Genomic DNA, 21904 nt, shown 5'->3' with positions numbered 1-21904 from the left:
GTAGCTATGAGCGTGCGCGCATTGGCCATTATCCGCCTCCGAGATGTCGTGCCGCGCCGTGGACCGGCAGTTCGATCACGGCTGTCGGCAGGCCGGGCAGGGCGGCGATGTTCCTGCTGATCCGCGTGGCGGTGTGCCGTACCTGCTCGGTCAGGTGGGACCGGTTCGTCGCCGGGGTCGCCATGGCGGCGACGGATGCCACCGCCCGGCCGTCGCACCCTCGGATCGCCGCGGCGACGCAGCACATTCCGCGGACGAACATCTGGTTGTCCAGAGCCACGCCACGGTCGCGAATGTCGGCCCGGACCCGGCGCCACTCGCCGTCCGAGAAGGGCGGCGGCGCGGCGAGGCCGGGCCATTCGGCCAGCAGGACCTGACCGGCTGCGGTCCCAGGCGGTGCGGCGGTGCCGATGCCGAGGTGAGCGCCTGGCTCGGCGGCGACGCTGACGACGCCGACGCCGAGCGCGGGATCTTCCCCGACTACCGCGATCACCGCCATGGCGGACGTCGCGCGGACCAGATCGAGGCACGGCTGGCGGGAGGCGTGCCGCAGCCACGGATACGACGTCTCGGTACCGGCGAGACGCCGCATCGTCGGCCCGAGGCGGTAGTCCGATCGCAGACGCTCGACCGCGCCCATGTCGCCGAGTTGGTCGAGGAGGCGATGGACGGTTGCCTTCGGCAGACCGGTTAATCTCGCAAGGCGAGACAGCCCGACCATTCCCTCGTCGGAGATGGTCTCCAACAGATGGAACGCCCCTTCGATGACGCCCCTGCCCGGCGGGCCTGCCGGATGACCGGGACGGAGTCCGCTCGCCGCGGAAGGCGGACTCTCCTCTGTGGGCGCAGGCACGTTATACCCCCCGAAACGAACGGACCGCTGCCCGCGACTGTACGCCGGTCCGCGTCGGCCCTTCCACCAAACATGACTCCGCCAGCGCCGTCGACGGTACTATCCCGACATATCGACGGCGCGACCTTTCCGGCAGAGAACCGGGCGGCCGTGGGTCGGGTGGCACGGGGGATCTCACCCCCGGGCCGCCCGACCTCTTTTCGGCAGGTGCATTTCGTCGCACGATATTGAAAAGAATCTTAGTAGCTGGACTGTGGCAGACTCACGACCTGCACGGATGGGTCCTCCGGGGTCCAGTAACTAGCATTCCCATCAGTAGCCGTTGCGCTCAGCCATTTCGCTGTCGGCAGCATCCGATGGCGATCAGCGTGCATCGGACTCGAACGTGGCGAAGCCCGGCAGCTCCACGGCCACGAGGTTCTCTCGGGCTTGGTCTGCCGTCTTGATGCCCACGACCGTCGTCGAGATCGTCGGCTCATCAAGCACGAACCGCAAGGCGACCTGCGCCAACGTGGCACCGCCCGACTCCAGGTAGCGCAACGAGTCGGTGAGCGCGACCTGGATGTGCTGCCGGGCCGGCGGCCACTGCCCACGGATGTCGCCCGGACCATACGTGGTCGTCCGAGTGTGCCTCCCCGAGAGGAAACCGCCCGCCAGTGGCTCGCGCGCAATCAAGCCGACGCCACACCGAACTGCGGTACCGAACAAGGGCAAGAAGGAATTTTCCGGGTGTAGGAGCGTGAACAAGTTGTAGGGGACCTGCAACGCAGCCACTGATGGGTAGCTTAAGCAGGCCTGGCCCTCGGCACGCGTATGAACGGAGACACCGTAATGGCGCACCTTCCCACCCGCGACAAGGTCGTCCAGCACATCGAAGACTTCGCCACGCTCAATGACCTCCAGCGAGGGGTTGTGAAGCTGGTAGAGGTCGACCCGATCGCGTCCAAGCCGTCGCAGGCTGGCGTCGATACTCGTCGAAATGTGCTCCCGCGAGAAGTCGACGACCGTGCGGCCCGTGGAGAAGTTGCCGCCGACCTTGGTGGCGATCACCACGTCGTCCAGCCGACTGGCCCGACGCAACGCACGGCCGAGCAGGCGTTCACTGTGCCCGTATCCATAGACGTCCGCCGTGTCGAAGAACGTGCAGCCCAGATCCAATGCCGCATGGATGGCGGAGATCGATGTCTCATCGTCGGTCGGCCCGTAGCTGTTCCCGGAGATGTTGCCACCGATGCCGAATGCCCCGAAGCCCATCTCCGAGACGACGAGATCCGTACGGCCCAGCCGCGTCGTCCTCACCGCGGCCACGCCCTCGCGTCAAAGTTCACCAATTTGGGCTCGCCGGCAGGGCGAGGCTGAGATACCTGTCGCCCTCACTTACCATCAAACGCATCCGGCAGAACTCGTCGAGCGCGGCGCGCACGTCGTCTGCGGCCCAGGCCGGACCGTCCGGCAAGACCTTCCGCAGGTGTTCCACGATCATGCCGGGCGTTCGCATGGTTTCTGTGCAGTACTCGTAGATGAGCGCATTTGTACCCGTGACGCGGTACGTGCCGGGCGGATCCAAACCCCGTTTCTCGTCGATTAGAAGGGTGTCGGTCGTCCGGCGATACGACAAGACGTCGGGTTTTCCCGTCGACCACTTCTCACGCCAGGCGGCGACAAGCTCACGCGTCGAAGCATGCGCCGCCTCCGGCGCGACGTCTTCGATGTCGTACTCGAAGAAATACGCGAGCCGGTCAAGGTCTACATGAGACGGGTACACGTACGCGTAGCTGCTCTCAGGCCGCCTGTTATGCACTGGGAAGGCGGGATCCGCAAAGAGGGGAGAGAAGCGCTCGAGCCAGATCCTTCCCACCGACTCGGGTGGCTCGAGGTGGCTGATCGCCCGCAGAACCTCGAACTCCGCCTTGTAGTCTTCACTCGTCTCGCCTGGGAATCCCCAGATCAGGTTCCAGGCCACACTAATCCCATAGTACCGGCACCACTTCAGACAACGAACATTGTCGAGCATTGTCGAGCCCTTCCGCATGAGCTGGAGGACATTCGTGCTCAGGCTCTCGACACCAGGTTGGACGCTCCGAACCCCACCGTTGTACATCTGGCGGATCTGCTCACGAGTGAGATTGGCCTTCACCTCATAGAAGAACCTGTAGTCCAGATTCGCTCGCTCGATCTCCGCGAAGATGGTGCGGATGTACTTCATCGGCAAAATGTTGTCGACCGCGGTGAAGTCGCTGATGTCATGCGTGCTCGCCAGCTCCGACAATTCGGCGAGCACACGGGAAGGCGACTTGAACCGATAGCCGATGGCCTCTCCGTTGAGGCCGCAGAAGGTGCAATGGTGCTTCTGACCCCACCAGCAGCCCCGCGCGCTCTCGAAGGGCAGGCTCCAGGTCCCGGCGTAGGTGGAAGCGAGGCCGAGTTCAGTGACCCGCGCGAAGTAGGACTGATAGCGAGGCACCGGCAACCGGTCGAGGTCGTGGACCGGAAGCGCCGGACCGGCGTCCTGGATGCCCAGTGAGGTACGGGTAACAACCCCCGTGATCTGCAACGGGCGCTCGCCACGGGACAGCCGGTCCAGCAGTGCGGGGAAGGCGTCGTCCGCTTCGCCCGAGACGACGAAGTCAACGAATGAGAAGGCCCGAACCAGCTCCGAGCCCATCTCGCCTTCGACGTTCGCACCGCCGAACACGACGTCGACGTACGGGTGTCGACTTTTGATGCGGCGCGCCAGCGCCAGGCAAGCGGCATTCTGCTGGAACATCGAGCTGAAGCCGACGACGTTGTACCGACTCCAGTCGACAGAGCGGGCGCAGCGCTCGACGAAGGAGGGCAGCAGCTCATTGCGGAGGTATACGAAGTAGTCCGGGTCCTTGCCGATCTCGGAAGACCACCGGAACTCGTCAGGGAAGTGACTGAGGTATGTCGCCGCAGGTTCGGGGACGTCCTCGCCGAAGGCCGCGCGGCCGAACAGCCACTCGCCCGTCATGTGCCCGCGCATGAGACACAGACGGTCGTAGAGCTCCGGTGAGAGCTGCGCGGCGAGATCCACATTGAAGTGATACGTGTCCGTCTCGAACCCGGCGCGCTCGGCCACCGCGCTGATCAGCCCCATCTGGATGGAAGGCCGGTTCGCCTGAGCGAACGGCATGCAGACCAAGGCGACCCGAAAATCTGTGTTGCGGTCGGCGGGCGCGACAGCGGCGGGTGAGGCCGAAACGGCACTCATTAATGCTCCTCCTGGTGGATCTGTGCATACAGCGGCTCCCACAACGCCCGTCCGAGGGGCGTCAAGGAGGTCGCGCTCTCCAGCGCCGGCTCGATCTGCCGCAGCTGGCGTTCAAGTGTGCCTTCACGGTCACCGAGCTGGTGGTCTGCAGGAAGGTCATCGGGGACCAACCCGCGCTCCCGAGCCGACCTGTAGAACAGGAGTACGTTGCCGAAGGCGTGATACGCAACCAGGATGAAGACGATGGGCCGGTCCTTGTCTCGGAACGGCGAGTAATAGAGGCTTTGGTCGCTCCCGTCGTCGAGCTTGCCCATTCTCGAGATAACATGCAGATACTGATGCGTCGCCTCGTGAACCAACATCTCGGCGAGAAACCACGCGTTTCGCTGGTTTGAGATGCAGATGACTCCCGGGGAGAAGCGTTCGCTTCCGCTGTTCAACGTCCCTTCTCGCGCCCTGAGCGGGACCACGGCTCGGAGGATTGTCTTGACCCACTGTAGGTAGGTGTCCCCCGATCGGGCGATCAGTGTCAAGGCTGCCTCGACGGTCGGAGCCCACCCTTGCCCGCCAATCGCGTCCCTCGGGTCGAAGTCGTAGGCGTCCGCGCTCAGCAGCCTCCTGACGCAGGCGGCCGAGAGCGCTTCGGCACCCAGGATTGCGAGTTCGGCGCCGCCGGCGCTGACCAGAGGAATCTTGGTGACATGAGAATCATCCCAGGCACCTTGGTCACGGTCGTACGAGATCTTGTGCCAAGTGTTGGTCACCTTCAGACGAGCCGTGACCGTCGCGGAGTCAGCGGCGACGCGAATGGACTCTGCGCTCGGCAACAGCCATTGACCGAAGCGGAGCCGCACGGGTCGTTCGAAGCAGGTCTCCCACTCACCGGCCATGCCGCGCTCGTTCAGACGCAGGCCCACCCCGGCCGCATATGTTGAAAGATCGCCAGCGGCCGAGGACAATGACGCGTACAAGTCGCCGAAGGCCACATCCCAGACGGTGTCGAACGCCGTGTCGTTCGACAGCCACTCGGTCAGGAGTTCGGCGACACCAGGTGCCCGGTCATCGAGTTCGTCGCCGCGTAGGTGTATGAACCTTTCCACGACCTGCTTTGTGTGATCGGTTACGACGAACTCCAAGATGGACCGGCCGGAGCTCGACTGTGGGCAGGAGGCACCCCAGCCAAGAGTTTCCTCGATCACGTCGCCGACCCCGGTTGGTTATCCGAAGAAAACTGTGACGGCCAATTGCCACCCCGCATGACCATGGGCGGAATCAAGCGGTCATGGCGACACATGACTTTCCAGCAGCTCGGTAAAGACCTCGAGCGGCGTCGCCCATTTGAGCGTCTGCCGTGGCCGCCCATTCAGCTGCGTGGCCACCATATCAAGTTCTTCCTGCGTGTGCAAGGACAGGTCTGTGCCCTTCGGGAAGTACTGGCGCAGCAACCCGTTGGTGTTCTCGTTCGAGCCGCGCTGCCACGGTGAGTGCGGGTCGCAGAAATACACGGGAATACCGGTGCGGACGGTGAAATCGGCGTGCCGGGCCATCTCCTTTCCCTGGTCCCAGGTCACCGAGTTCCGCATGAACTCGGGCAGGGTCTCCATCTTCTTGCCCAGCAGGTAGGCGACCTTGTCGGCGTTACGGTCGTACGGTATTCGCACCAACATCACGAACCGGGTCGTGCGCTCGACCAGCGTGGCGATCTGCGACTCGTTGCCCTTCCCGATGATCAGGTCGCCCTCCCAGAAACCGGGGACGGCGCGGTCCTCGGCCTCCTTCGGCCGCTCGCTGATGTTGACCATGCCGACGATCCCGCCCCTGGTCAGGGTGCTGCGCGACCGGTTGACCCGCCTGGCCCGGCCCTTACGCAGCGCGATCTTCAGTTCCGTCCGCAGCTCGCCGCGCGCCTGGAGGTAGAGGCACTCGTAGATTGTTTCGTGGCTCACGCGCATGCTCTCGTCGTCGGGAAAGTCCGTGCGCAGTCTCTCGCTGATCTGCTTCGGCGACCACTTCTCGACCAGGCCGGTGTTCACCGCGTCGTGCAGCTCCTTCGACGCGACGAGTTTCCGTTCCTTCGGGCGGGCGCACATCAGATCACACCGTGCCTGCGCATCCACCGCCCGATACGCCGCGGCACCGCCGTTACGCTCGATCTCCCGGGAGATCCCCGAATGATGACGACCGAGCACAGCGGCGATATACCGAGCCGAACGCTCCTGACTCAACTCCCGCGAGATGACCTCGCGGTCCTCCACCGTCAACCGCTCCCGTACGCCCATCCACCATCCAGCCCCTCGACACCATCGCGATCATCCTATCGGGGCGTCGCTACGACCGTTTGATGCCGCCGAGTATCAGTCGAATATACGGTCCAGCCATCGACAGTCACCGGGGGTGGCGCATCCGGCGGCTGAACTGTATGTTCACGGAGCCGTCCTTATCTCTCGAGTTTCGCACTTTTCATGATCGGTTTTGTGGGTCGTCAAGGAGGTTGATGATTTGACTGGTTCAGTGTGGGCATGTTCGCCGGCTGTTTCCGCGCGTGGCTTCACGCGGAGTGTTGATGAGGGGAAGGTCCAGCTCACGGGGCTGGTGGCGGGAGCATCGGCGTTTCCACACCAACACTCCGAAGAGTGGGTCGCCGATGCTCCCGCACGTCACGATACCGCCGTCGTTCGCCGTCCTGCTGGAGTACTTCCGGCCGTGTTTCACCGCGCCGAGCTTCGCCGCGTTCCGGATGCTGGCGACCGGGCTGGTCGCCGCGCCCGGGCGGCGCACCGTCGTCGGGATGCTCGTCGGCGCCGGCCGCCATCGGGACACCCCGCACCACCGGGCCCACTACTTCTTCGCGAAGGCCGCCTGGACGCTCGACGAGGTCGGCGACACGCTGGCCCGTCTCGTCGTCGGTCTGCTCACCGGCCCCGGGCCGATAACCGTCGTCGTCGATGACACCCTTTTCCACCGCGCCGGGCGGAAGGTCTTCGCCGCGGGCTGGTTCCACGACGGCGCCGCGAAGGGCGAGACGCCGGTCGGCTTCGGCAACAACTGGGTCATCGTCGGTGTCGTCCTGCGCGGCACGGTCTTCGCGCGGCCGATCTGCCTGCCGGTCTACGCGTGCCTGGTTGTCAAGGGCACCATGTCCGGCTCCCGGCTGTGGCTCGCCGCCCGCGCCGCGGCCCGGCTCGCCCGCCTGTTCCCGGACCGCCAGGTCCACGTCGTGGCGGACTCCGCCTACGCCGGCGGCGAGCTGAAGTCCCTGCCACGCAACGTGACCTGGACGACTCGACCGCGTGCCGACGCCGCCCTGTTCGCGCCGGCCCCGCCGCGCACCGGCCGCCGAGGCCGCCCCCGCGTCAAGGGCGACCGGCTCGCCACGATCACCCAGCTCGCCGCCACCGCCGACTTCCGCCCGACCACCGTCACCCGCTACGGCCGCGTCCACACCGTCGACGTCGCGGTGACCGTCTGCCTGTGGTACTCGGTGTTCGGCCCCCGCCTCGTCCAGCTCGTGCTCGTCCGCGAACCCGGCCGCCCGCTGCTCGCCCTGATCAGCACGGACCTGTTCAGCCGCCCCGCCACGATCGCCGAGCGGTACGCCGCCCGCTGGGCGGTCGAGGTCGCGATCGCCGACGCCAAGCAGCTCTTCGGCGTCGGACAGACCCACACCCGCACCGCGCAGGCCGTGCGGCACGCGGTCCCGTTCGCCCTGCTCGCCCAGACCCTCACCCTGACCTGGTACCTCACCGCCGGCCACCACGACTCCGACGTCGCCGACGCCACCGCCCGCGCACCCTGGTACACGACCAAGACGACCGTCTCGACCGCCGACGCCCTCGGCAAGCTACGCCGCGTCCTGATCACCGCGCGTTTTCGCCCAGCTGACCCCGTCACGCCCACCGCCGCGGAAATCCACACCCTCCACCTGGCCTGGGACACCACCGAGCACGGCCTCGCGGCCTGAACCCGCCCCACCAGCCACCCAGACCGGCCCCTGACCGGCCCACAGCCCCCGGAACAGCCCAAAACAGGCACCGACCCGAGGCGACAAACCACCCCAAACACCCGCACCACACAAACAGCTCACCACGATCGAATAGAAACCTCATCACGCGAAGACAAACCAACATTCCCGATCAAGAAGAACGCGAAAGTCGAGGGCAGCACAAAGAGGCGATGAAAAGGAATGACGAGGGGCGCCGCGTACAGCTCTGTACACGCACTACATCGGCCCGCAGCGCCACACAGAAAGCGGGCGCCCAGGCTGACGGACTGCCGCTGGGGAGCGGCGAGCGACAGCATGGCACCAAGTCCTCCGAGGCACAACCATTTAGAAGGACGAGATCGCCAAAGGCAGGAGGCTCACAACACAGACAGTCACGTATCCACGCGAGGACGCCGGGCTGGGCTGACGCCTTGGGTCAGGGGCCCCGCCTCGGCCTCAGCCCAGGCCCGTCGGCATTTCTTGATCTCCTACGATGCGCTGACCAGCACATTTGATCCGACCTGAAGATCCACTGTGGGATTCGCGTGCCTATTGGCCGCCAAGCTGGCACCATGGGCGCCCACAGACCTCTCCCACGCGCTTCACCGCTCCAGCAGAAGCCCCGCGCACCGCTCACCTCTTGGAATTCAGATCACGGCCAGCCCGGATCGTTACTAGTAGCTGTGTGTGACAGAAGCGCGGGCATGACTCTCGTCGTTAGAGTCCGATGGAGGTGATCATCCGATGTAGCGCAGCTCCGCTGGAAGGCCCTCCGCGGACAGATCGAACCATTACCCACCGGCCGGTCATGGCCCGCCGCGCGCCGGCCTGCCGGCCTGCTCCCAACCGGTCCTGGGCCTGGGCGCACCTCGAGGCGACGCCTCTCGAGAAACCCCGAAGGAACACCGAACGTGAGCCGGAAGAATCGCCCGACGGCCGGGCCGCCAGCAGCGACGGAACTGACATCCGCCGCGGCGGGCGACCCGCCCGCACGGCCGGCCGACCCTACGGTCGGTATCCGCCCAGACAGCGAACCGGTTCTCGTTCCCACCAGTCCTGACGCCCGGAGCAGCCCCGGCGCGGTCGTCGACCCAGCCGCGGACGCCGACCCAGCCGAGCGCGCCTCGGAGGCACGGAGGCGACCCGGCCGTCACCGCAGGCGACGCCCCCATGCCCGCGCCGTCCGCCTGGCGCAGGTGTTCGGCCTGCCGACCATCGGCCTGCCAGCCGCCATCTTGCTGCTCATCGTCTGCCAGTCACCAACCCCCGACGGCGACACCTCCGCCACCGGCCGGACCACCCCGCCCACCGCGGTCACCAGCTACTCGATGCCGTCGCTCAACCCGGGCGGCCTGCCGGCTGGTTACGGCTCTCCAAGCGGCGTCATCCCGAGCAGGCCGCCTTCGACTGCGTTACGAACCGTCACGGATCGCCTGGCAATGCGCAGAAATCGAGCCTCTCGATAAATTCTTCGAATGATTTCGAGATGCGCTGGGGGGCGCGGTCTTCATCGACGTAGGCCACGCCCGGTACGCCCATCGGGCCACACTCAGAGTAGTCCAACATCACCGCATCATGACCACCCGAGGGCATGGCACAAATTACGACCCCAATATCAGGGTATCCCCACTCTTCAATAAGCACACGGCTCCCGGAGTCGACCGAATCAATCCCTAGCTCTCCGCCGAGTCCAAGAATCGCAGAAATCTCAAAGTGATCCGGGGCCCAGGATGTCTTGAAACTCGTCCGAAAACATCTGCGCTTCGGTATACCGCCATTCCGAAGCCGCAGGGCATCGACGTACACCCGAGGAAGGACAAAACCTACGGCCGACTGAGCTGCTGCGATCAGGTCATCGCAAAGTGGTGGTCCCGTGTAGTAGTCATCGTCCTGGAAGAAATCCTCCATCACGAACCCCCACGCGAGAAGCCCCCAGTGTGACCAGTCCGGCTGTGGACACCGCTCTCGACGAGCTGCATCAGTCCCGGATCCTGATGGTGATGCCAAGGATAGCCTTGCGGTGTCCGCTGCAGACCAGTCTGGTTCGCCAGGGCAAAGTTCTTACCCAGGGCCTCGCGAAGATCGCACTGCGTGTTGATCGGCTACGCTAGGTAGCGAGGTACTGGACGGCTCTATTACGGTCGCGGCCAATCTCCTGCACAGTTTCCTTGATCTTGGTGACGCCGTGGAGGCGTAGTAGGCCGAGCGCGAGATTGCGGAGGATCGCGAGATTGTGCGGGCCGTTTTCTTGGTGGGCTTGGCAGGCATCTTCCCGCCAGGTGGTGTCGCGGACGTAATGGACACGGTTCTCTATGCCCCAGTGCATTCGGACGTGGGTGTGGATAGCGTCCGGAGCGGCGCGCTCACCGCGCAGGCTGGTGACAATGAAGGCGTATTCCTTGCTGAGACGGGCGCCGGTGAGATCGAATTCTTCGCGGCAGATGACGGCTATTGTTCGGGCCCGTGGGAAACGGATGTCATCCACGGGTCGCGTCCAAGTCGTCCAGCGCTTGATACTTCCGCGGGAGCATTCCTCGACCTCATGCCCCGGTGTTTTCTGAATAACCGGCAGGAGGCGATCGAAGATTTGCTGGAAGAGCTTCGGCTGGTTCCCCTTGACAGTGAACACGTAGTCGATTCGTTTTTTCCAGAGTAGGATCGCGGTTTTGACCTGCGTGTGCGCGGCGTCTGCGGTGATGACGGTTCGGCCGCGCTCGTGTTTGATGTTTTTGAGTAGGTTCGCGACCTGGGTGATCTCGTTGGTATCCGCGGGGACCTTGGTCTGGGCGATGACGACCCCCTGGTTGTGAGTCATGGCAGAGAACAGCGTGAACTGCTGGTTCTCCGTGCTCCAAGCGCCGCGCAAGACCTTACCGTCCAGGGCGATCACCAGATCGCCGTTGTGATCGCGGGTCGCTTGTTCGTGCAGCCAGGTGCCGACGACCAGGTCCAGCACATGCGAGTTGACTCCTTTGAGGGTCTCGCGGATGGTGGATTCGCAGGGAACGGTGTAGCAGCCCCGAAAAAGGCCGTAGGGCGCGCCGAGTGCGGCGAGGAGCCCTTGGGAGAGGTCGGCCGCCTCGCTTCCGATCTCGCGGTAACACGTGGCGCCAGCGAGCGTCGCGACGGTCGCCGTGGCAAGCACGAACTCGAGGTCGTAAACCCGGCCCCGGGCGTCGCGGAAATCCTTCACAAGACGCAGCATGGCAAGAAGTCGACCGATTTTTTCTTTGCCGGCGTTGTCAAGGCCGCTCGACAAAGCGGCGCCGGTCTGGCATGATGACACTTGGCGGCCTTCTGTCTCGGGGGATTGTTTGTTCGCACTCTCATTGTCCCGATCAGGAGGCCGTCGTTTCGCAACGGCGGCTCTTGTTTTCGTCAATTCAACGGCCATGGCGACTGGGCGCACAGCGGCGGATTTTCGGGTAGGCATTCGTAGCTGCCGATGGCGTCATTTCCGATAGCTCGGAAGCGCGGGCGGCGAGATTCCGGCCGGAAGGAACTGCACCCGCGAGACCCGTCGAAACCTGGACCGAGAGCTCGATCGTGACGATTACTCAGAGCGATAGTTCGCTACCTGGAGTGATCTTCCCTTGGCCCTGGATCGACCCGGACAGAGTCCGCTACACGCGCACCATGCGCCTCGTTCGTCGACGGGTCGGTGACCCGTCTTCTTCCCCCTGACCACGAGGCGCGGGCCCTCGCCCGCGTCCACGCGGACATCACCCGGCCCGAGAAGCTCAACGAGCGCCGCGAGCGCGGCTACCCCCGGGTCGTGCGCCGCGCCCGCCACAACCACTACAAGGTCAAAAGCCCTGGGCAGCACGGGATCCGCTACGACGCGCCGGCCACGATCAGGCTCGCCAGAACGAGCGGACCCGCGCCGCAGCACCGGGAACGGACCCGGACACGCCACCGACCCGCCACCGCCGGGCCGCGGGTGCGCGCCGACCCGCGTGGCACCGCGCTCCGCGGGCCCCGCCGCCGCACGGGGGCCTCCCAGCCGCCCACTGGCCGAATCTTCAACCGGCGTGCTCAGCAGCGCCACAAATCATGATCGAACTAGCGGAAGTGGCATTGGCTGTACGGCGAGGATATTCCCCAGTCCAAGCGAACCAGCGAGAGACGACGGCTGCTGTCAAAGTGAGCCGCGCGACCGATGGCGAGGCTGGCTGGCCCCCTTGGCTCCTGGCGGTCGGCGGCGTTATCCCTGGAACAGGGTGATCGGCCGGCCGGCTGGGCTGGTCCTGGCGGTGATGGTCGTGCGCTCGTGGATGGGGGGAGCCGTCGGCCGGCGGTCGAAGAGGAGCAGCGCCCCGGTGTCGAGGCCGAGGCGGTCGAGGTAGCCGTCGAGCTGGACCAACGCGGGGTCTGGGGGGTCGGCATCGCCCTCGGCGCGGACCTTCAGCTCGATGGCTTGGCGCTGCACGGCCTGAGCACCGTCGGGACTGCGGTAAGGCCAGGTGACGAGGAGGTCGAGCCGGCCGCGGCCTACGCCGTACTCGCGCAGGACGGTGCCACCACCGTTCACCACCCGCTGGAGGTACGCCTGGAGGACGAGATGAGGAGCGGCCTCGTGGTAGATCTGCTGCGAGACGAGGATGTCGCCGTTGCCCTTCCAGAAGGCGGCGAACTCGGTGAGCAGGCGGGTGAAGTCCATCCGTCCGTCGGGAAGCACATAGGCACGAGGCCGGGGAACGTCGGTCGCATATTCCAGGACACCGTCGGTCAGGGCACGGACGATGACCTCGTTGTAGATCGGGTTGGCCGGGCGGACCGGTGGGTCCTGGGCGAGCAGACCGAGGTCGCGGACGTACTGGATGTCGTCGTTCTTCGGCCGCTGTGCCGGCTGGGTGCCGGTGATCAAAGGTTCGATGATGGCGCGGACCCGGGAGTCGTTGAGCTTGTCAACCAGCGAGTCCAGGTGGGTGGCCCGGGCCTGGATGAGGCGTTCGGCTGCCTTCTCTACGTGGGCGGCGGTGATTGGGGTCGGTGGCGTCACCGCCATCTTGACGGTGATCTCGTTCGCCAGCGCGTTGACCAGCCAGGGCTGGCCGTCGGTCAGGTCGAAGACCTGCTCGACGGCCTCGCCGGTGAACGGCTGTCCGGTGTCAGAGGTGTGCTGACCGTAGAGTTCGCGGATCTCGTCGGGTGTGAAATTCCCGAGCCGCAGCGACTCAACGATGATGTTGAAGGGGCTGGGACCGCCCAGGCGGTTGGGGTTTCCCCCAGAGGCGGTCTTGTAGTCGCGGAGATCGCGCAGGCCGCAGAGGGCGACTGACATCGGGAAGTTCGCTGGCCGTTCGGTGGCGCCGCTGCGCAGCTGGCTGAGCACGCTGATCAGCGTGCGGCCCTCCAGGGCGTCAATTTCGTCAAGGAAGAGCACCACCGGACGTGGGCAAGCCTTCGACCAGGCCGTGAGCCCGCTGCTCAGCACTGCCCCGGCGGGCGCCTCCGGCCAGGCCGGCGGGCGGAGATCGTCAGGCAGGCCGTCGGCAGCCTTGTCTCGAAGAGTCCGGAGGATGGCTTGTTCCGCCGCGGCGACGTCATCGGACCAGGGCCGGCCAGGCTCACAGGAGGTCAGCACCGCCGCGTACCGGCCGCTCGCGGTCAGTTCCTGTGCCAGCGACCGGAGCGTCGTCGTCTTCCCCGTCTGCCGGGGAGCATGCACGACGAAGTAGCCATGCCGCGCCACGAGTCCAGGTACCCCTGGAAGCCGCGCCGCGGCCGGGATCATGAAATGAAGCTCGGGATCGCACGGTCCAGCCGTGTTGAACCAACGAGCCATCCCACACCACCCTCCCCCAGCCACAAGTCGATCAGCGCAACTCTACGCAGCACCACCGACCGCCTACCCTCGGGCGGCACGGCGACCGCGGGTCGGGGCGGAGGGGCGCCAGCCGGTCAGGGCGGCCTCGGTCAGGTTGTGCTGGCCCAGGGTGCCGGCGAGGAAGGCGTCGTAGACCTCGGCGGGGGAACCGTCGTAGCGCGGGTCGACCTCGTTGTGCCACTGGCGGACTCAGGGCATGACCTCGCGCAGGCCGGCGACCAGCGGCGTGAGGCGCGCTCCGTCCCAGCCGTCGTTCTCGTGGCGGTCGACGATCAGGGTGGCCAGCGCCTGGGCCTGCTCGCGGTGGTCGAAGCTCCGGGTCAGGGAACTGGCTTCGACACCCTTCACCTCACCCGGAGATCCGCTCAAACCCCACACTCCGGGCACTCCCAGCACCCAAATCCACCGCTCCGGCGACCTCCCACCCCACGCCCGACCGTCACCCAACATCACCGTTGGCCCAGGCGCGGCCGGGTACCCCACACCTCGCGATCAAGCGCCTTACAACGGCATTGGCAGCCACTGGGCCAGCACCAAGAACGTGCGGCAATCAGTCGCTGATGGCCTGGACAGGGATGAAGGGGCAATGCCGACAACCAGCGCATGATCGTGGTGGTGTGACCGCATGGAGGCCTCGGGATGATGGTCACCGCGAGTGACGATTCTGGGGTGGTTGGGGCGGTGGGCGCGACACGCCCGGCCCTGTTGGAAGGGCCCGAGATGCGGGCTTTGGGGCGGGTCTCCGGGTAGGAGATCAGGTTCCTACGCCTTCTCTGCCCCGGAGCCCGCTGGTGTCTTTCTACTCGTGTGTGTCGGCGGCTGGTCTGTCCGGGTCCCTGGAGGTCGGGTCCGGGCTCGTCGCGGTGCGCGTCGAGGACGTTGTGGCGGGGACGGCGCGGACGGCCGGGCGGCGTGGGGGTGGGCAGGCGCCGGCGGGGCGGCGTTCGCTGTTGACGGTCGCGCCGGGCGCGGGGCCGGTCGGGCAGGGGGATCGGGTCGTGGTCCTGCGCCCGGTGCTCGTGGGGGTCGCCCGGGTCCGGGACGACGGGCGGATCGAGGTCGAGGGGCAGGCCGCGGACTTCGTGCGGCTCGGTCTGCTGGAGGCCGAGATCGACCGGCTTGTCGGCGAGTTCACCCCCGCCGGCACCGAGGAGGCCGCCGAGGACGGGGCCGGGGCTGGTGGACGGGATCCGGGGCGGGTGTTCACGTGGCCGCTGCTCGTGCGGGGGCAGCTCGCGGGGGTGCTGATGCCGGAGGCGTCGTGGGACGACGTACTGGCCGGGCTGTTCGGCCCGCTCGGCGAGGTGGCGTTCACCGGCCGCTGCTCGGTCCCGACCGGGGCCGGGTTCGCGGCGGCGCGCCGGGGCCTGCCAGCCGGGCTCATGCCCGCGCTCGCCGACCGGCTGCTCGCGGCGGTCCGCGCCGAGCTCGCCGCCGAGCAGGCCCCGCTCGACCAGGTCGCGGACGGGCCCGCCGGGGCGGACCTTGCCCGCGAGGACCTGGGCCATGTCGGGGACCGCAACTTCCCCGGGGCGCCGCGGCTGCGCCGCCTCGCCGCGACCGGGTGGCGGCTGCTCGTGCGGCTGCCGTCCGGGCTGACGGTGCGCCGGGTCGGCGACTGGCTGCCCGACGGGTCGTTCCTCGCCGGCCTCGGGGTCGAGGACGTGCTGACCGGCTGGCGGGCCGTGGAGTACGACGTGTTCGCCGACGGGGTCCACACCGGGGAGACCTACGCGATCGCCACGAACGTCACCGATCCTGCCGCGCTGACCGCGACCGAGATCGCGGCGGCCTACCGCAGCCGGTGGGGCGCGACCGAGACCCCGCTGCGTGACGGAAAGTCGCTGCTCACCGGTGCCGGACCCGGGACCGGGCCGATGCTGCGCGCGACCGGCCCGTTCGAGGTCGACCAGGAACTGCCCGCGTGGATCGCCGTGGTCAGCGCGCTGCGCGCCCTCGAACGGACCACCGCGGCCCTGGCCACCCCCGCGGCCCGCGGCCACCGCGCCGGGCTGCCCGTGCTCGTGGCCGAACTGTCGTTCACCGCGACCCGCCACGCCGCCGTGCGTGGTCTGCACGCCGCGACCGCCGGCCTGCCCCCCGAGGTGGTCCAGGCCCGGCTCCGCCACGCCACCGACCTGTGCCGCCAAAAGGTCATGTGCGACCGCCACTTGTTCGACCGCCCCGTGCCACAGGCTCGCCGCGGCCAACTCGCCGCCCGATTGACCCATGCCTCGCAGCGGACGGCGCACGGCGTCAAGAAATCCCGCCAGGACCCGCGCGGGATGCCCCGGCTCCATCTCGCGGGCGAGAAAGCGGGCATGACCGTGGACCACCGCGGCCATCGCCACCAGCCCGGCCGCTTCTTGCCCGAGATACTCGACCGACCACTGCTGCGGATGCCGCGTCGCGACCGCGAACGCCGCCGCATGCTCGGCCCGCTCCATCAGCCAGCCGTCGCTCAGCCCGCGCGCATCCCCTCGCTCAGTCATCGCCCAACGCCGCCAGCGCCTCACGGGTGAAGATCCCCGCACGGGCCACCTGCATCGGATCCGCCGCGGTCGTAAGACCCGTGGCCAGGCGCGCCGCTGCCGCGTCCAATACCGGCCGTACGTCACGAGCCTCGACCCGATCCCCACCCACCGGAAACGACGGCGGCACCCGCAGCCCGTATATCTCCAGCCGGAACACCGCCAGGTCCACATCCGCCAGCGCCGACGCCCCGGCCAGACTGTCGAACGCGGGCCGGTGCAGCAGCCCCGACGCCGCATGCTCCAACAACATCAACGCCGCTTCCAGCACCGGCCCTTCCAGCCGCACCAGCTCCTCAGCCCGCGCATGCCAGCCCATCGACACCTCCCACGTGCGAAGCGATCAAGGGTGCCCAGTGCAACATCACGGCGCTCACCGCACCAGTCCTCTTACGCCACCTGTGGACGACCATGCCGCCTGTGGGCATCGCGCCCGACATCGCGAAAGACCCGGAAGCCTCATCGAGAGCCGGCACCGCATCCGCAGCGACATCGTCATCAGGCTTCCTTGAGCCGCCTCCGCACGACGGCCGACCGCAACCGAATCGACGCAGCCAACAATAAGGCGCACGACGCCGATCAGAAATGACGATCACCGAGCAGCGCCGGCGCTGGAGCCCGGCAATGCCCGGGAACGACGTCACCATCTGGCCGACACCTGACCGGTGCTGTGCCAGGACACCCGCATTCGACTGCCGAGCTCATACCTCCACCAGGACCGAATCCCTCGACGCCGCCGCCACCGGCTGACTATCTCGCACAGGCAGGTACGGCTGTGATCTTCGTCGGAGTCTGTGCACGCATGTTGGCCGAGGGGTCACAGCATTTTCGGAGAGTTCTCGAAGCCCGCCGCCTGGTCGTGGTCGCCATCTGTGGCAGACCTGGCAGGAGATAAGGTAAATGATCGGCGTCAGCCGGATCCAGTCCGGAGCGCGGCTCGAGACAGCGAATCCGCGCGGCGAATTGCTTCCGGCACGCGGAATCTGGGAGACATCTTAAGTGTTATGTCGGATGCCTCGTCCAGGTCGATGCGATGGCCCACCGAGACAAATACGGGTTTTACGCCGGGCTGTGTCCTCAGCACGCGGCCAACTACGTCATCGCCATCGAGGAGCGGCGACCACGAGCCGCGCTCCACGCCAGGCTCGACAAAGCGTGCAGTAAACGAGCTCTTCGCGACCCCGAAAGTCGGGAGACCGGTTATGACTCCGAGGTAGCATGCCAGGCCGAACCTCCTCGGATGCGCAAGACCGTAGCCGTCACATACCAGGACATCGGGCGTGACCAGTATTTTTTCTAGGGCATGCAGCAGCGCAGGAGCCTCACGAAATGCCAGCAGGCCCGGCACATATGGGAACGTTGCCTCTCCCTTGACAATCGCAGTCTCCAAGACGCCGAGCGTCTGAATGTCGATGGTGACTGCGGCAGCAGCCAGCAGATCAGTATCTTTCACATAGGACACGTCGAGACCGGTGACAGTTTTCCGGCTGGCCCCGACGGCGCTGTCCAGATTTACCAGGGAGCGCAAATCCTCCTGAATTTTCTCCGCGTCACCAATGGTCAGCGACGCCTCACCGCGAGCACAGTAGCCATCAGCTGGCGGGGAGATTCGCAAACTATCCGCCGAAGATTTCGCGAAGTCGATCGATCTTGCGACGGCCGTCGCTGTCATCAAGGAGCTGATAACTCTCGACTACGGAGCCGTTTTCATCAATTGTGCGCGACGACACTCGCACCCCGAACTCGTAGTACTCGTCGAGGGCGATGGACCCGTCTTCCCTGTACTCCCGATTGGGGCCGTGTCGCATATTTCTTTTGTAGAATGTCTCGGCTTGGAGATTGCCCGAGGGATACCAGTCGCGGGATGAGCCTTCCTGGCGCCCATCGACGTAGGATATTTCCGACAATCCATGGCCAGGGACATCGTCGTAGCCGACTCCGGTGAACGGCTGCCCGCGGTACGAGTAGACAAGATCCGAATCGTAGTCCAGGTCCGAATCAAGCACTCGGACAGGGCCGCTCTCCGTCACCGCTGAATCTCTCCCGCGCCTGAGGTGAGGGATTCACACGCCGCGCACCTCGGAATCTGATCACCTTGCTCGGCACCTCGGAGCCTTCGGCTGTAGAAGGTGAAGGTGCCGTCGATCTCGGTACTCAAACCAGCATCTTCCCGTCGCCAGAGAAGCTCATTGATGCCGTGAATCTCCCCGTGCACCCCAGAGGGACCACCGTAAAACGATTCCAATCCCTCTCCACTGAGACGACCCACCAAGGTGGGATGCAGATTCGCAACGTCGGTGCCCCAGTTAAGAGAAGTCACCACATCGCCGGTCAATGCGTCAGCCGTTCCCGTCAGGACCGGCCCGCGCTTCCTGATAGAAAGATACCTATCTCCGCCCTTCGTCGTTATCGCGTCGTATTCAGAGTCCACCGTACGGACCAATTTCGAGTCTATCCCACCTGAGTCAACGAGTGCTCCCACTTCCTCGATGCCTCGCGCTCCCCGCGCGGCGAGGATGGCGCCGTCGGCGAACTCACCACCGACCGGGACGAACGCGAGAGCGACCATCGCGACGTTGAGCGCCGTGTCGACGGGGTGGTTCCTCGCGTAGTTGTAGGCGCTGGTCGCGGTGCTGACGATGGTGTGGCTGGCGGAACTGGCCAGGCCGCCGAGGGTGCAGCCGGCCCAGCCGCAGTGCTTCTGGGTCTGCACTGGCGGAGCCGGCCTGCCGGGCTGGCAGGCGGTGGCGAGGCCGGCCTGGCCAGGAGTGGCCGCGCACGGCTGGGTGGCGCTGGCGTAGAGGACCGCGATGGCGCCGGTCGACCACGGGTCGCTCGCCTGGGGCGGGCTGTAGGCCGCGGCGGGACCACTGCTCGGGTTCGTCCCTGGGGCCGGGGCCGCGACGGGCAGGCCGCCGGTCGGCATGACGTTCTGCTGCAGCACGATGAACGAGGTGGGCTGGGAAATGGGCGGGTTCGCGGACGGCCGCGGACTCGCCGCGATCCACTCCGACTGTGGGATCAACAGAATCGCCGCCACGGGCGTCGCCACAGGAGCCGGCGTCGACCGACCGGACACCGCGGCCGCGGTCGCGCTGGAGCCTCCTCGGTTCTGCCTCGACGGGATGTTGTTGACCTGTCCAGGTGAGCAGGCACAGTCCTGCTGTTGTTGCGGCTGGGGCTGAGGCTGGGGCTGGGGCTGGGGCTGCGGCTGCGGGGGGAAGGGCGTGAAGGTGTTCCCGACAAAGACCTGTCGGCTGCAATTGAGCAGGAGAAGTGCGCGCTTAAAGTCTGTACACGGATAATAGTCGGTGTGGTAATGCGGTGTAAGTGTTCCTTCTTCTCCTCGACCACCGCCAGCCGACGCGATCATCCGGCCCGTGGGGTCGTTGTTCGTGACGGGGTTGGCGCCGGCATAGCCGTAGAGGTTGTCGGCGGCATTTCCGGTCCAGGGGAGGGTGGTCGCGTCGCGGCTGGAGAAGGTGCCGGTGCCCGGTGAGTACCAGCGGTTTTCGGCGTCGACCCGGTTGGTGGTGGGGTCGGTCCAGCTGCTCTGGTAGCCGATGCCGATGTGGGTGATGCCGGCCGTGGTCGGGGTGCCGAACGGGTCGTAGTTGCGGCTGTCCGCGAGGGCGGTGGCGGTGGGGGTGGCGGCGGCGATGAGGTCGCCGTGGGCGTTGGTGAGGGTGTCCCAGCCGCCGGCCCAGGAGTTGACAGCGAAAGTGGCGCCGCCCGGGGTGTGGGTGTACCCGTAGGGGCCGTCGGAGACGGGTTGCGCCTCGGCGCCCGCGTAGGACAGGCGAGCTTCCCCCGGTTCCGTGGATGGTGGATCAAGCGATGGTGTGGCTTTGGTTTGGTCTGTCTGTTCCTGTTGGTGGGTGTACCCGGCGCCGCGCGTCTGATCGGGGCAGGTCCCTACCTGCCCTTTTGTCCTGTCCGCGGGGTCGCAGAGGCTCCGGGGTCAGGGCCCGTGGGCGCCGGAGGGGACCCGGTCGCCGTAGGCGATGCGTAGCAGCCTTGACGTTGGAGGGGCGGCCCCGCACGGTGCGCGGCGCTCGCGGCCCGGCTGCCGGTCCGCTGGGGATGAGCGACGGCGAAGCCGTCTCCAGGTGGTTTCTTTTCCCGGCCCCGGGGAGGGTCAGGCGGCCTGGGTGGGAGGTACCGCGGCGGCGGCCTGGGCCTGTTCGTAGGCGACCGGTGCCTGGTTGTCGCAGGCCGTGTGCCGCCTGGTGTGGTTGTACCGGTCGAGGAAGCCGGCGACCGCCCTCCGGGCTTCGCGGCGGGTCGCGAAACGGGTGGTGGCGAGCAGTTCGAACTCCAGCGTGGAGTTGAACGACTCGGCGACGGCGTTGTCCAGCGCGCTGCCGGTCCGGCCCATCGACTGGGTCACGCCCATCCGGTCGCAGGCGTCGGTGAACACCGTCCCGGTGTACTCGCCGCCCTGGTGTGCGACACGAGGTCGCACGAGATGAGTGAACTATCCATAAAGGAGGGTCGGAAATATTGAGTGGATAGTTTCGGGTCAGTGAGCCTTTCCCTGCAACCGACCGTTACCCTGGGTGAGTATCAATAGTGTGATCGTGTGTTGGTCGTCAGGTGGTCCTCTGGTACTCGGTGTGGAGGATGACGAGGGACGCTTTCGCGACCAGCCCGATCTTCCAGGGGTCGATCGTGACGTTGCGGAGCAGGCGGAAGGTGACCTTGAGCAGCGCGTTCGCGCGCTCCCCGACCGCCCGCAGGGCGTAGTGGATGCGGTTGTGCAGTTTCTGTTCGGCGGTCAGCTCCCCGCCCTTCGGCTTCTTGAACGGGACCGCGAACTGCCCCTCCTGGGTTCCGAACGCTTCGTAGCCGCCGTCGCCGAGCACCTGCCCGCCGTCGGCGAACCACTCCTCGAAGACCTCCGGGGCGCCGGAGGCGCGCAGGGCGGTGGTGTCGTGCTCCCGGCCGGGACGGACGTCGGACACCCACAGCGGCCAGCCGTCCTCGGGACCCGAGACGACTTGCACGTTCGCGCCGTGGTTCTTGATTTTTCCTGACCACCACAGGTCCACGCCCTTCGTCGGGCCGGGGACGGTCACCCGGTCGGTCTCGATCACCGTCCCGTCGACGATCACGTGGTCGTAGCCGGCGAACTTCGCGGCGATCAGTGCGTTGCGCAGGTCAGGGGCCTGCCAGGCCAGGACTGCGAGGCCCTCGTGCAGGTAGCGGTAGCCCACCGACTTGCCGATGTTGTTGTCCCGACACAGCCGGATGACCGGGGTTCCGTCACAGAACCAGCGCAGGACGAACACGGCCTGCTCCCATGGAGACAGGGCGCGGGTCCCGCTCCGCGTACCGGTCCGCCTACGTTCCGCAATCAGGAGCGTGGCAAGGCGGACGACCGTGTGATCGCTCAGGGGCAGGACGCTCGTGTATGTGACACTCATGAGGACGCGGGGCTCCGGCGGAAGTGATCTGTGAGAGGACTACTTCCTAC

General features: G+C 66.5%; 19 protein-coding genes and 1 pseudogene. 3 read left to right on the top strand and 17 right to left on the bottom strand.

Features of this window, described 5'->3' with window-relative positions; translation table 11 throughout:
- Positions 1–28: 28 nt before the first annotated feature.
- The 5 genes from FRADC12_RS25970 to FRADC12_RS25950 all read right to left on the bottom strand — a co-directional run bounded on the left by FRADC12_RS25970 (position 29) and on the right by FRADC12_RS25950 (position 6364).
- Positions 29–745, bottom strand: coding sequence for an IclR family transcriptional regulator (locus FRADC12_RS25970; protein ID WP_084011195.1), 717 nt, complete (start codon positions 743–745; stop codon positions 29–31).
- Positions 746–1216: 471 nt separating this feature from the next.
- A complete protein-coding gene (locus FRADC12_RS25965; RefSeq protein ID WP_084011194.1) occupies positions 1217–2161 on the bottom strand; it encodes an aldo/keto reductase in 945 nt (314 codons plus the stop codon).
- A gap of 16 nt (positions 2162–2177) precedes the next feature.
- Positions 2178–4085, bottom strand: coding sequence for a RiPP maturation radical SAM C-methyltransferase (locus tag FRADC12_RS25960; RefSeq protein ID WP_084011193.1), 1908 nt, complete (start codon positions 4083–4085; stop codon positions 2178–2180).
- Positions 4085–5284, bottom strand: a complete 1200-nt coding sequence (locus FRADC12_RS25955) for an aKG-HExxH-type peptide beta-hydroxylase (protein WP_045878574.1) — start codon at positions 5282–5284, stop codon at positions 4085–4087. Before FRADC12_RS25955 ends, FRADC12_RS25960 begins: the two co-directional genes overlap by 1 nt.
- Before the next feature lie 81 nt (positions 5285–5365).
- Complete coding sequence (locus tag FRADC12_RS25950) at positions 5366–6364, bottom strand: IS30 family transposase (protein ID WP_045875474.1); 999 nt, start codon at positions 6362–6364, stop codon at positions 5366–5368.
- Positions 6365–6729: 365 nt separating this feature from the next.
- Between FRADC12_RS25950 and FRADC12_RS25945 the strand changes: the two genes are divergently transcribed.
- Positions 6730–8046, top strand: coding sequence for an IS701 family transposase (locus tag FRADC12_RS25945; protein WP_045877864.1), 1317 nt, complete (start codon positions 6730–6732; stop codon positions 8044–8046).
- A 1443-nt stretch (positions 8047–9489) separates the two neighbouring features.
- Here the strand turns inward: FRADC12_RS25945 and FRADC12_RS30590 are convergent.
- Genes FRADC12_RS30590 through FRADC12_RS25940 form a run of 3 tightly spaced genes read right to left on the bottom strand, consistent with a single transcriptional unit; the run spans position 9490 to position 11353 of the window.
- Positions 9490–9975 carry an SMI1/KNR4 family protein gene (locus FRADC12_RS30590; protein WP_084011050.1) on the bottom strand — a complete coding sequence of 162 codons (486 nt, stop codon included), beginning with the start codon at positions 9973–9975 and terminating at the stop codon, positions 9490–9492.
- A complete protein-coding gene (locus FRADC12_RS34595; RefSeq protein WP_084011383.1) occupies positions 9975–10166 on the bottom strand; it encodes an HNH endonuclease in 192 nt (63 codons plus the stop codon). The genes FRADC12_RS30590 and FRADC12_RS34595 overlap by 1 nt, the downstream gene beginning before the upstream one ends.
- Positions 10167–10174: 8 nt before the next feature.
- Positions 10175–11353: an ISAs1 family transposase gene (locus FRADC12_RS25940; RefSeq protein WP_045878573.1), complete on the bottom strand. Its 1179-nt coding sequence runs from the start codon at positions 11351–11353 to the stop codon at positions 10175–10177.
- Positions 11354–11728: 375 nt separating this feature from the next.
- Here FRADC12_RS25940 and FRADC12_RS32560 point away from each other — a divergent pair, with 375 nt between their 5' ends.
- A complete protein-coding gene (locus tag FRADC12_RS32560) occupies positions 11729–12124 on the top strand; it encodes a hypothetical protein (RefSeq protein WP_052711186.1) in 396 nt (131 codons plus the stop codon).
- 147 nt (positions 12125–12271) lie between these two features.
- Here FRADC12_RS32560 and FRADC12_RS25930 read toward each other — a convergent pair whose 3' ends face one another.
- From FRADC12_RS25930 to FRADC12_RS33580, 3 genes and pseudogenes are all read right to left on the bottom strand, one after another.
- Complete coding sequence (locus FRADC12_RS25930; protein ID WP_232304056.1) at positions 12272–13804, bottom strand: ATP-binding protein; 1533 nt, start codon at positions 13802–13804, stop codon at positions 12272–12274.
- 114 nt (positions 13805–13918) lie between these two features.
- Positions 13919–14074, bottom strand: a pseudogene (locus tag FRADC12_RS35210) (hypothetical protein); the annotation flags it as partial.
- Positions 14075–14086: 12 nt separating this feature from the next.
- The gene (locus tag FRADC12_RS33580) at positions 14087–14266 is read right to left on the bottom strand and encodes a hypothetical protein (protein WP_232304055.1); all 180 of its coding nucleotides are present in this window, start codon (positions 14264–14266) and stop codon (positions 14087–14089) included.
- Positions 14267–14688: 422 nt separating this feature from the next.
- On the opposite strand from FRADC12_RS33580, the gene FRADC12_RS25925 reads away from it, so the two are divergent.
- On the top strand, positions 14689–16419 hold the full coding sequence (locus FRADC12_RS25925; protein WP_157489049.1) for a hypothetical protein: 1731 nt from the start codon (positions 14689–14691) through the stop codon (positions 16417–16419).
- Here FRADC12_RS25925 and FRADC12_RS25920 read toward each other — a convergent pair.
- The 6 genes from FRADC12_RS25920 to FRADC12_RS25900 form a co-directional block, all read right to left on the bottom strand.
- Positions 16382–16747 (bottom strand): hypothetical protein, encoded by a 366-nt coding sequence (locus FRADC12_RS25920; RefSeq protein ID WP_157489048.1) that lies wholly within the window; start codon positions 16745–16747, stop codon positions 16382–16384. The genes FRADC12_RS25925 and FRADC12_RS25920 overlap by 38 nt on opposite strands.
- A gap of 591 nt (positions 16748–17338) precedes the next feature.
- Complete coding sequence (locus FRADC12_RS30570; RefSeq protein WP_084011421.1) at positions 17339–18100, bottom strand: endonuclease V; 762 nt, start codon at positions 18098–18100, stop codon at positions 17339–17341.
- Entirely contained in the window at positions 18045–18458 is a 414-nt protein-coding gene (locus FRADC12_RS31805; RefSeq protein ID WP_157489047.1) for a toxin-antitoxin system YwqK family antitoxin, read from the bottom strand. Before FRADC12_RS31805 ends, FRADC12_RS30570 begins: the two co-directional genes overlap by 56 nt.
- Entirely contained in the window at positions 18455–20089 is a 1635-nt protein-coding gene (locus FRADC12_RS35205) for an RHS repeat-associated core domain-containing protein (RefSeq protein ID WP_502685324.1), read from the bottom strand. Before FRADC12_RS35205 ends, FRADC12_RS31805 begins: the two co-directional genes overlap by 4 nt.
- A gap of 477 nt (positions 20090–20566) precedes the next feature.
- A complete protein-coding gene (locus FRADC12_RS25905) occupies positions 20567–20893 on the bottom strand; it encodes an integrase core domain-containing protein (RefSeq protein WP_157489045.1) in 327 nt (108 codons plus the stop codon).
- Positions 20894–21020: 127 nt separating this feature from the next.
- Positions 21021–21854 (bottom strand): HARBI1 family protein, encoded by an 834-nt coding sequence (locus FRADC12_RS25900; RefSeq protein WP_045875985.1) that lies wholly within the window; start codon positions 21852–21854, stop codon positions 21021–21023.
- Positions 21855–21904 lie beyond the last annotated feature (50 nt).

The sequence above is a fragment of the Pseudofrankia sp. DC12 genome, assembly GCF_000966285.1.
Taxonomy (GTDB): domain Bacteria; phylum Actinomycetota; class Actinomycetes; order Frankiales; family Frankiaceae; genus Pseudofrankia.
Note: the sequence above shows the minus strand (reverse complement) of the source record. Positions and strands in the feature narration are given on the sequence as shown.